This window comes from Virgibacillus sp. CM-4, assembly GCF_000445495.1.
Classification (GTDB): domain Bacteria; phylum Bacillota; class Bacilli; order Bacillales; family Amphibacillaceae; genus Virgibacillus; species Virgibacillus salexigens.
Genome location: NZ_AUQA01000002.1, coordinates 1,071,262 through 1,082,655, shown reverse-complemented (window position 1 = coordinate 1,082,655; position 11,394 = coordinate 1,071,262). Strand labels below are relative to the sequence as shown.

Here is an 11,394-nt window from a genome sequence, read left to right as displayed (position 1 = left end):
GAGTAACAAAATACTAAGCGTTGAAAGTCTTGATTGTTAATCAAGACTTTCCATTCTAAAATCAAGTGAGCGAGCGTTCAGTCAAAAGTAAGCGCTAACAATAAGGAGGAGTATGAATGGTAAGAGAAGCTGTAATTGTATCTGGAGCAAGAACCCCATTTGGGAAATTTGGTGGTGCATTAAAGGGGTTTACCGCATCGGAACTAGGTGGGCATGCAATTAAAGCCGCGTTGCAACGTGCTAACTTGGATCGTGCGTTGGTTGATGAAGTAATCATTGGCAATGTATTACAAGGCGGGCAAGGGCAACTACCTTCTCGTCAGGCGGCAAGGGAAGCAGGTATCCCATGGAATGTAAAAACAGAAACCATTAATAAGGTCTGTGCTTCCGGGTTACGTAGTGTCACATTGGCTAACCAATTAATTCGCCTTGGGGATGAGGAAGTGATTGTTGCTGGTGGAATGGAAAGTATGAGCAATGCTCCATATATCCTTCCAGATGCTCGTTGGGGAAATCGGATGGGGGACAAAAAGGTTATCGATATGATGGTTCATGATGGCTTGACGTGCTCTTTCCAGCATGTCCACATGGGAAGTTATGGAAATGCTACTGCTAAAGAATATGGAATAACAAGGGAAGAACAAGATCAATGGGCTTATCGAAGTCATAAAAGAGCTATTCAAGCAATAGCAGATGGGAAATTTGCCGAAGAGATTATACCAATGGAACAAAAACAACGGAAAGGTTCTTCCAAGATCATTAATCAAGATGAAGCACCTCGAAAAGATACAAGTTTAGAAAGTTTAGAAAAATTAAGATCAGCCTTTGATTCAGATGGAACCATAACAGCAGGAAATGCTCCAGGTGTTAATGATGGAGCTTGCGCGTTTGTAGTTATGTCTAATGAAAAAGCGGAAGCACTTGGGAAAACCCCGATGGCTGTGATCAAAGGACATACAGAATTGGCTGTACCAGCAGAAGATTTCCCTAAAACACCTGGTCTTGTTATCAATCAACTACTTGAAAAAACAGGTTACGGCAAAGATGATATTGATTTGTTTGAAATTAACGAAGCATTTGCTGCTGTTTCATTAGCGAGTGGAAAAATCGCTGGGATCGCTCAGGAAAAAGTGAATGTAAATGGTGGTGCAGTTGCGCTGGGTCATCCAATTGGAGCAAGTGGGGCTCGAATCATATTAACATTGATATATGAATTAAAGAGACGAGGCGGTGGTTTAGGTATAGCTGCAATTTGCAGTGGTGGTGGGCAAGGTGATGCCATATTGATTGAAGTACCAATCAGTTAGATTGGTTTAATGTAGAGGAGGATATGCTGTGAAAACAATAGAAAATATCATGGTCATTGGCGCAGGGCAAATGGGAGCAGGAATTGCACAAGTTTGTGCACAGGGAGGATACACTGTCTACCTTCATGATAAGAACGATGAAGCACGGACAAAAGGAATAAATACAATTGATAAACTTCTAGAACGCTCTGTTCAGAAACAACGAATATCGGCTCAGGAGAAGGAGGATGCATTAAAACGACTAACGCTTTCTAACCGACTACAAGATGCTGAACAGGCAGATTTAATTATTGAAGCAGTGGTTGAGAATTTGCAGGTAAAAGCATCGATATTCCATGAGTTGGATAAAATTGCTCCAACCCATACTCTCCTAGCTTCGAATACATCCTCTTTACCGATTACCGAGTTAGCAGCACATACAAAACGGCCAGATCAAGTAATTGGCATGCATTTTATGAATCCGGTACCTGTTATGAAACTAGTGGAAATTATACGCGGACTGCAAACAAGTGAGGAGACATTCCAAACCATTGAACAGCTGGCAAGGAAGCTTGCAAAGACACCCATTGCAGTAAATGACTTTCCTGGATTTGTGTCCAATCGTATCTTAATGCCAATGATCAATGAAGCAATTTACACCCTTTATGAGGGAATTGCAACAGTGGAAGATATTGATACGTCTATGAAATTAGGAATGAATCATCCGATGGGGCCATTGACATTAGCGGATTTTATTGGACTTGATACATGTCTTTATATTATGGAGGTTCTTCATGAAGGGTTCGCTGATAGCAAGTATCGCCCATGTCCACTTTTAAGGCAATATGTCAAAGCAGGATGGCTTGGTAAAAAGTCTGGTAAAGGTTTTTATAATTATTCGTAATCCACAAGAATCGACAGGAGGAAGGAAACATGAAGCAGGTAACAGCTGAGCAGGAGATGCTTGTGCGAATGATAAAAGAATTTGCCGAAACGGAGATTGCCCAAGAAGTTCTGCGAATGGAAAGGGAAGATCGATTTCCTAGAGAATTAATTCAAAAAATGGGTTCTTTAGGATTGATGGGTATTCCCATTCCAGTCGAATATGGTGGGGCTGGGATGAACTATACGTCCTATATTCAAGCTGTTCATCAGATATCAAAAGTCAGCGCTGCAGTGGGTGTGATTTTGTCGGTACACACGTCCGTAGGAACAAATCCAATCGTTTATTTTGGAACTGAGCAGCAGAAGCAGCACTATTTGCCAAAACTTGCGAGTGGACAGTACATTGGTGCATTTGCGCTTTCAGAACCAAATGCTGGATCCGATGCTGGAGGTATAAGAACAAAAGCTGTCAAATCTGGTAATTCATATCTATTAAATGGGTCAAAGGTATTTATAACGAATGGTGGTGAGGCTGATACCTATATCACTTTTGCTCGTACAGGGGAAGGCAAACGGGATATTAGTGCATTTATTGTGGAGAAAGATACGCCTGGATTTATTATTGGAAAAAAGGAAAGAAAAATGGGGCTCCATGGATCCAATACCGTATCGCTGACATTTGATAATTGTCAACTATCTGGTGATCAATTACTAGGGAAGGAACATGAAGGGTTTGCAATTGCGATGCATAATTTGAATATAGGCAGGATTGGAATAGCTGCACAGGCTTTAGGAATTAGTGATGCAGCAGTTACACATGCAATAAATTATGCAAAGGAAAGAAAGCAATTTACTGGTCCGATTGCCGATAATCAAGGCATCTCGTTTAAATTGGCGGATATGGCAACACGTTCGGAAGCCGCAAAACTATTAGTCTATCAAGCTGCATCACTTGTTGAACAAGGCGTTTCTTGTGCGAAAGAAGTTTCAATGGCTAAGCTTTATGCCTCGAAATCTGCCGTGAAAAATGCAATTGAAGCAGTACAAGTTCTTGGTGGTTATGGATATACAGAAGATTATCCAGTAGAAAGGCTATTTAGGGATGCTAAAATCACCGAAATTTATGAAGGAACGAGTGAAATACAACATATGGTGATTGCAAAGCACTTACTGAAGAAATAAGGAGGGTTTATTTGTGGATTTTCAATTAACAGATGAACAAGACATGCTACGGAAAATGGTCCGTGATTTTGCAACCAATGATGTTGAACCGACAGCAGCGGAACGTGATGAAGAAGAACGATTTGATCGAGAAATATTTCATAAAATGGCAGAGTTAGGGTTAACGGGGATACCTTGGCCGGAGGAATATGGTGGAATCGGTGCTGATTATATGAGTTACATCATTGCAGTGGAAGAACTGTCGCGGGTATGTGCTTCAACTGGAGTTACATTATCAGCGCATGTATCACTTGCCAGCTGGCCAATTTATAAATACGGAAACGAAGCACAAAAAAAGTCTTTCCTAAAACGACTTGCGTCCGGAGAGGCGTTAGGGGCCTATGCATTATCAGAACCTGGTGCAGGAAGTGATGTCGTTTCAATGAAAACATCGGCAAAGGAAGATGGCGATCATTACATTTTAAATGGAAATAAAGTATGGATTACGAATGGTGGAGTAGCTGATATTTATATTGTTTTTGCAAAGACAAATTTGGATAAGCGTCATAAAGGGATTAGTGCATTCATTGTTGAAAAAGGAACAAGCGGTTTTACATTTGGAAAAAAAGAAAAGAAACTTGGTATTCGTTCTTCACCCACCACGGAATTAATATTTGAAAATTGTCGCATTCCTAAAGCAAATATGCTTGGTGATGAAGGAGAGGGATTTAAAATTGCGATGATGACATTAGATGGTGGTCGGAATGGAATAGCCGCTCAAGCGCTAGGAATTGCACAAGGAGCATTTGAGGCAGCTACAGCCTACGCAAAAGAACGAGAGCAATTTGGAAAGCCGTTAGCTAGTAATCAAGGAATTTCTTTTAAATTGGCAGATATGGCAACGGAAATAGAGGCTGCAAGATTATTGACGTACCAAGCAGCGTGGTTAGAATCACAGGGATTACCTTATGGGAAAGCGTCAGCAATGTCTAAATTATTTGCAGGAGATGCTGCTATGCGCATCACAGTAGAAGCAGTACAAGTATTTGGAGGATACGGGTATACCAAAGACTATCCGGTAGAGCGTTATATGCGTGATGCGAAAATAACGCAGATATACGAAGGCACCAATGAAATTCAACGATTAGTAATTGGTAAAATGGTAACAAAATAAACTTAAAGGGAGGTGCTACATCACGATGGATCCAATTTCAACATCCATTAAGGATCAGCAATTAATTGAAAAACGCAGAAGACAAATGATCAAAGGGGCAATTACGCTTTTCAAGGAGAAAGGCTTTCATCGCACAACTACGAGAGAAATTGCTAAAGCTTCTGGATTCAGTATTGGCACCTTATATGAATATATTCGAACGAAAGAAGATATCCTGTTTTTAGTGTGTGATGCAATTTACCAACAAGTACAAGAGCGTTTAGTAGCTCAAATTGATCTTACCAACTCTTCCGTCGAACATTTTGAAAAGGTCATAAGGTCCTATTTTTATTTGATGGATGACATGCAAGAAGAAGTTGTTATCATGTACCAGGAAGTCAAATCTTTAAAAAAGGAAACAAAAGAATATGTGTTGCAGAAAGAAAGAGACATGGTGGCTATGCTTGAACGAGTAATTGATACTTGTTTTCCAGGAACGATTTCTCTTTTGGACAGAGAGCTTCTTGCGAACAATATTTTTATTCAAGGTCAAATGTGGGGCTTCCGAAGATGGATGCTACAGAAGCAATTTACTTTAGAGGACTATATCGATAGGCAGATTTATTTTTTAATGCATAGTCTAACGGTGAAATAAACCGTAACAAATGATTTACTGGATGATTTCTGTACGTACCAGTTCGTAAGAATGATCAAATAATAAAATATTTTGTCCCTACATAACTTTTTCTGCTTTTTCTCTAGCATAAACCCTATAGATTTGTTTATAATGTATGGTATGGTTAATGAAGCGAACTGCTAGAAATACATGATCAAATAAACAATTAATTTAATAGTGTATTGCGAAGAAGCAATTAATATAAAGTAAAGGGAGTGCGTTGCCGTGAGCTTAAAAGATTTTAGCCACGAACAAATTCAAAATATGTCTATGATTGAATTGGCAAGTTTAATTCTTTTGGATGAAAAAAAAGCCATTCATTTTAAAGATATATTTAATAAACTTGCAGATTTAAGAGGGTATTCGGAAGAAGAGAAACAGGCGACAATTGCTCAGTTTTATACCGATTTAAATGTAGACGGCCGTTTCATTACAATTGGTGAAAATATGTGGGGATTGAAGAGATGGTACCCAGTAGAGCAAATGGACGAAGAAGTTACCAATGCGCCGAAGAAGAAAAAGAAAGCAAAGAAAAAAGAAGAGGCGAATGAATCGGAAGAGGAAGAAAATCTTGATATCACCGATGATGAAATGGAAATTTTTGATGAAGACTTTGATATCGATGAAGACCTTGATGAACTAGATGAAGATTTCGATGAGGACTTTGATGACGATGAAGAGTTTGAAGATAGCGAGGAAGAAGAGGAAGAAGAGAAGTAAGTTTTTAAGTAGTGATTGGTAATTTAATGGATGCTTGACTTTTTTAAAATGAATCAGTACAATTTAAATTGGGCTCTTTTATTTTAATTATCAAAGCGTTTCCCCATTATATTTGGGGAGGCGCTTTTATTATTTTTTCAGCAGATTAGTACATGCTAAAACTATTACGCTACCCAATTGATGCATTAATATTGGATACAGAAAAGAATACACAGAGAAAGAGGGAAAGACGATGACCAAGTACATTTTTGTGACTGGAGGAGTTGTATCATCTTTAGGGAAAGGGATAACTGCTGCTTCCTTGGGACGTTTGTTGAAAAACAGGGGATTGAAGGTGACTATTCAAAAATTTGATCCTTATATCAATGTTGACCCTGGTACAATGAGTCCTTATCAACACGGTGAAGTATATGTAACACAAGATGGTGCGGAAACGGATTTGGATTTGGGGCACTATGAACGGTTTATAGATATTAACTTAAATAAATATAGCAATATTACTACAGGTAAAGTATATTCAAGCGTTATTCGTAAAGAACGTCGTGGGGATTATTTGGGAGGCACTGTGCAAGTGATTCCCCATATTACGAACGAAATTAAAGAACAGGTATTTCGGGCAGGAGAAGCTACAGGAGCAGATGTCGTTATAACGGAGATTGGCGGTACAGTTGGTGATATCGAGTCATTACCATTCTTGGAAGCTATTCGACAAATAAAAAAAGAGGTAGGAAGAGACAGTGTGATGTACTTGCATTGTACACTTGTCCCTTACATTAAAGCCGCTGGCGAGATGAAGACGAAACCAACTCAGCATAGTGTTAAAGAATTACGTTCATTAGGTATACAGCCTGATGTTATCGTATTACGAACGGAACAAGCGATTAGCAAAGAAATGAAGGAAAAGATTGCATTGTTCTGTGATATTAACGAACATGCAGTAATTGAAATGCGCGATGCAGATACCCTTTATCAGGTTCCTATTTCTCTACAAGAACAACGGCTTGATCATTTAACTTGCGAACATTTCGGTCTGGATTGTCAAGATGCAGACATGGAAGAGTGGAAGGAATTGGTTTCCAAAGTGCGCAATCTCTCTAAAAAAATCGATATTGCACTCGTTGGTAAATATGTTGAATTACCAGATGCATATATTTCTGTAGTGGAAGCATTAAAGCATGCTGGATTTGTATACGATGCCGACATTCAAGTTCATTGGATTAATTCAGAGAAGCTAGATCAGGAAACGATAAACCAACATTTAGAACATGTGGATGGTATCTTGGTACCAGGTGGATTTGGAGATCGCGGTATTGACGGAAAAATTGCTGCGATTCAGTATGCTAGAGAAAATAAGATTCCATTCTTGGGCATTTGTTTAGGAATGCAATTAGCTTCTGTAGAATTTGCACGTAATGTTCTTGGTTTGAGAGGTGCACATTCTGCAGAAATTGATCCAAATACTCCATACCCAATCATTGATTTGTTACCTGAACAAAAGGATATTTCTGATCTTGGTGGAACTTTACGTTTAGGGATATATCCTTGTAAGCTGCAAGATAATACAAAAACAAAAGCTGCTTATGATGGAGCAGATTATATTGAAGAACGTCATCGCCATCGATATGAATTTAATAATGCGTATCGTGATCAAATGGTTGAGAATGGTTTTGTCTTTTCAGGTACAAGTCCTGACGGAAGACTTGTTGAAACAATTGAAATTAAAGATCACCCTTGGTTTGTGGCAAGTCAATTTCATCCAGAATTCACATCTCGCCCAACGAGAGCGCAATCTTTGTTTAAAGGATTTATTGGTGCTGCAGTTGAACAACAAGTAGGAAAATAATTAATCCGTAAAGGGAAGTTGCTTTCATATGTGACTTCCCTTTTTCCTATTTCATCCGTTTTCATCAATGATCCTACTTATATCATCAACTCCTAAAGTTGTAAAACTATCATTAACGGCAGGATATTACTTCAAATGTATCGAATATAACTGATGGGGGATAAATGCTTTTTTGGAAAGGGGATATGCAATTGATGAAAAAGGAAATTTTAGTTGTTGATGACCAGCCGGGTATTTGTATGCTACTAACAGATATTCTTACGAGTGAGGGTTATCATGTTGAAACTGCTAAAACAGGAAAAGAGGGATTGGACAAAATTAACAATTCATCTTTTCATTTACTTATGATTGATTATAAGTTACCAATATTTAATGCGTTTGAAGTGCTGCGTAGAATGGAAGCTGAGAATCGAATCGTACCAACGATTCTAATGAGTGGAATGACAGAAGATGACATTCGAGAAAAAGAAGATTGCAGCAAAATTGAAAGCGTACTGTCTAAACCTTTTAATATACATGAAGTATGCAAACTCGTAAAAGCAACTATTGGATAATTAGCAGGATTGTTGCTACTTTGTGTTGTTGTTGGTATTCTATTAATGTAATTAATTTATATTTATATAGGTGCATTGTTCATCTAAGAGGAGGATATATACATGCCATTAGTATCAATGAAAGAGATGCTGGAAAAAGGTAAAGACAATGGTTATGCGGTTGGCCAGTTCAACTTAAATAACTTAGAATACGCGCAGGCAATACTTCAAGCAGCAGAAGAAGAGCAATCTCCTGTAATCCTTGGAGTATCTGAAGGTGCGGCAAGATATATGGGTGGTTTTAATGTTGTTGTATCAATGGTAAAAGCACTGATGGATTCTTATGGTACAACAGTACCAGTTGCAATACATTTAGATCATGGTTCAAGTTTCGCAAAATGTGCAGAAGCAATACATGCAGGTTTCACATCTGTGATGATCGATGCATCTCATGATCCATTAGAAGAAAATATCGATATTACCAAAAAAGTTGTTGAATTGGCTCATCTTCATGGTGTTTCCGTTGAAGCTGAATTAGGAACAGTTGGAGGCCAGGAAGATGATGTTGTGGCTGATGGCGTCATTTACGCAGATCCAAAAGAGTGCAAGGTTTTAGTTGATGAAACTGGAATTGATTGTTTAGCTCCAGCACTCGGCTCCGTGCATGGACCTTATAAAGGTGAACCAAACCTAGGATTTAAAGAAATGGAAGAAATCCTTGCTACAGTGAAGGTTCCATTGGTATTACATGGTGGTACTGGTATCCCAACAAAAGATATTAAGCGGGCTATTTCGTTCGGTACTTCAAAAATCAATGTAAATACGGAAAACCAAGTAGCCCAAGCAAAAGCAGTGCGTGAAGTGTTACAAGAAAAGCCTGATTTGTATGACCCACGTAAATACTTAGGACCAGGTACAGAAGCAATTAAGCAGACGGTAATCGGAAAAATGCGTGAATTTGGTTCTTCTCAACAAGCATAATTAAATTAATAGGGCATAGGAGGCAACGTTCAATGAGATTTTTTATTGATACGGCAAATATTAATGAAATTCGTGAAGCAAATGCACTTGGTGTATTGGATGGAGTAACTACTAATCCAAGCTTAGTATCCAAAGAAGGCGTTTCGTTTCATGATCGATTGCGAGAAATTACAGAAGAAGTATCTGGATCAGTAAGTGCAGAGGTTATCTCTGAAGATGCAGAAGGTATGATTCGCGAAGGAAAAGAGCTTGCTGCCATTGCTCCAAATATTACTGTTAAAGTTCCAATGACATTAGAAGGACTGAAAGCAGTAAAGGCATTCAGTGATTTAAATATAAAAACGAATGTAACATTAATTTTTAACGCAAATCAAGCTTTACTTGCTGCACGTGCTGGAGCAACATACGTATCACCATTTTTAGGCCGTTTGGATGACATTGGGCATGATGGAATGGAACTAATACAAACGATATCCACTATATTTGATAAGCATGAAATTGGAACACAAATTATCGCAGCATCTATTCGTCACCCTTTACATGTTATTGATGCTGCAAAACGAGGAGCACATATTGCAACACTACCGTATAAGGTACTAGGGCAATTGGTGAAACATCCATTAACTGATCAAGGAATTGAAAAATTCCTAGCTGATTGGAACAAGCAAAATTAATTGCATAATAATGGAAGAATTACACATCCTAAGGAACAGAGATGCAGTTTTCGAGCTGCAATAAAGTCTGCAAGTATTATGTGAGCACCTCTTACTTGTGCTTAACATGTTCCTTGCCTAAGTGGGGTTTTCTACATGCAAAAAATGTTAGTTGAAGGCGGCCATTATTTGAATGGCAAAGTACGCATTAGCGGGGCTAAGAATAGTGCTGTAGCACTCTTGCCGGCAGCTATTTTGGCAGATTCAGATGTCACTATCGAAGGACTTCCAGAAATATCCGATGTCTATACACTTGGTGATCTACTTGAAGAGATTGGCGGAACTGTTTCCTGGGATGGACAGACCGTGCATATCAATCCTGAAAAGATGATTGCTATGCCATTACCAAATGGCAAAGTAAAAAAATTACGTGCTTCCTATTATTTTATGGGAGCAATGCTTGGCAAATTTAATAAGGCAGTCATCGGCCTTCCCGGCGGTTGCTTCTTAGGTCCACGTCCGATTGATCAACATATTAAAGGTTTTGAAGCACTCGGTGCAGAAGTTACCAATGAACAGGGAGCAATTTATCTACGTGCAAATGAGTTAAGGGGGGCACGAATTTACCTTGATGTTGTAAGTGTCGGAGCAACCATAAATATTATGCTAGCTGCTGTTAAAGCAAAAGGGAAAACGATTATTGAAAATGCAGCCAAAGAGCCTGAAATTATCGATGTAGCCACATTACTTACGAATATGGGGGCGAAAATAAAAGGTGTAGGAACAGATGTTATTCGGATCGAAGGTGTCTCATCTTTGAGTGGATGTCGGCATACGATAATCCCTGATCGAATTGAAGCTGGTACCTACATTATTGCAGCAGCATCGATGGGAAAGGAGGTTGTAATTGATAATGTGATCCCTCCCCATTTGGAATCGTTATTGGCAAAGTTACGTGAAATGGGGGTATCCATAGAGGAAAGTGGCGAACAGCTATTAATTACACCGAATAATCCATTGAAAAGTGTAGATATCAAAACACTTGTTTATCCAGGTTTTCCGACAGACTTGCAACAGCCGTTCACTTCCTTATTAACAAAAGCAGTTAACACAGGTGTAGTTACAGATACAATCTATTCTGCTAGACTGAAGCATATTGATGAATTGAGAAGAATGAATGCTTCTATTAAAGTTGAGGGCGGTTCGGCTATTGTTTCAGGTCCTGTTCAACTACAAGGTGCAAAAGTAAACGCTACGGATTTACGAGCAGGTGCAGCATTGATTGTTGCTGGTCTTATGGCGAACGGGGTCACAGAAATTACTGGACTTGATCATATTGACCGTGGTTATGAGAAAATTACAGAGAAGTTAACTAACCTTGGTGCTAATATATGGCGCGAAGAGATGACAGACCAAGAAATTATACAACTACAGAATTCCTAACGTAGCATGAAGGTGATTGCAAACCTTTGTAAAAATTCTTCTTGGGATGAGGATATTTTA

11 protein-coding genes are annotated in these 11,394 nt (G+C 38.8%); all 11 read left to right on the top strand.

All coding sequences use genetic code 11. The features are described 5' to 3' along the window. Window positions 1-116: 116 nt before the first annotated feature. Window positions 117-1,307, top strand: a complete 1,191-nt coding sequence (locus M948_RS28605) for an acetyl-CoA C-acetyltransferase (RefSeq protein ID WP_021289856.1) — start codon at window positions 117-119, stop codon at window positions 1,305-1,307. Between the two features lie 37 nt (window positions 1,308-1,344). Continuing rightward, complete coding sequence (locus tag M948_RS28600) at window positions 1,345-2,190, top strand: 3-hydroxybutyryl-CoA dehydrogenase (RefSeq protein WP_369759834.1); 846 nt, start codon at window positions 1,345-1,347, stop codon at window positions 2,188-2,190. Window positions 2,191-2,219: 29 nt separating this feature from the next. After that, the gene (locus M948_RS28595) at window positions 2,220-3,353 is read left to right on the top strand and encodes an acyl-CoA dehydrogenase (protein WP_021289854.1); all 1,134 of its coding nucleotides are present in this window, start codon (window positions 2,220-2,222) and stop codon (window positions 3,351-3,353) included. 13 nt (window positions 3,354-3,366) lie between these two features. Then, on the top strand, window positions 3,367-4,506 hold the full coding sequence (locus M948_RS28590; protein ID WP_021289853.1) for an acyl-CoA dehydrogenase: 1,140 nt from the start codon (window positions 3,367-3,369) through the stop codon (window positions 4,504-4,506). A 25-nt stretch (window positions 4,507-4,531) separates the two neighbouring features. Then, window positions 4,532-5,140, top strand: a complete 609-nt coding sequence (locus M948_RS28585; RefSeq protein WP_021289852.1) for a TetR/AcrR family transcriptional regulator — start codon at window positions 4,532-4,534, stop codon at window positions 5,138-5,140. 246 nt (window positions 5,141-5,386) lie between these two features. Continuing rightward, a complete protein-coding gene (gene rpoE / locus M948_RS28580) occupies window positions 5,387-5,881 on the top strand; it encodes a DNA-directed RNA polymerase subunit delta (RefSeq protein ID WP_021289851.1) in 495 nt (164 codons plus the stop codon). A 232-nt stretch (window positions 5,882-6,113) separates the two neighbouring features. Further along, window positions 6,114-7,724: a CTP synthase gene (locus tag M948_RS28575; RefSeq protein WP_021289850.1), complete on the top strand. Its 1,611-nt coding sequence runs from the start codon at window positions 6,114-6,116 to the stop codon at window positions 7,722-7,724. A 194-nt stretch (window positions 7,725-7,918) separates the two neighbouring features. Beyond that, window positions 7,919-8,278 (top strand): response regulator, encoded by a 360-nt coding sequence (locus M948_RS28570; RefSeq protein ID WP_031335201.1) that lies wholly within the window; start codon window positions 7,919-7,921, stop codon window positions 8,276-8,278. A 102-nt stretch (window positions 8,279-8,380) separates the two neighbouring features. Beyond that, the gene (locus M948_RS28565) at window positions 8,381-9,238 is read left to right on the top strand and encodes a class II fructose-bisphosphate aldolase (protein WP_021289848.1); all 858 of its coding nucleotides are present in this window, start codon (window positions 8,381-8,383) and stop codon (window positions 9,236-9,238) included. A gap of 32 nt (window positions 9,239-9,270) precedes the next feature. Then, window positions 9,271-9,912 (top strand): fructose-6-phosphate aldolase, encoded by a 642-nt coding sequence (fsa, locus tag M948_RS28560; RefSeq protein ID WP_021289847.1) that lies wholly within the window; start codon window positions 9,271-9,273, stop codon window positions 9,910-9,912. A gap of 135 nt (window positions 9,913-10,047) precedes the next feature. After that, on the top strand, window positions 10,048-11,334 hold the full coding sequence (locus tag M948_RS28555; protein WP_021289846.1) for a UDP-N-acetylglucosamine 1-carboxyvinyltransferase: 1,287 nt from the start codon (window positions 10,048-10,050) through the stop codon (window positions 11,332-11,334). The last annotated feature ends 60 nt before the right edge of the window (window positions 11,335-11,394 follow it).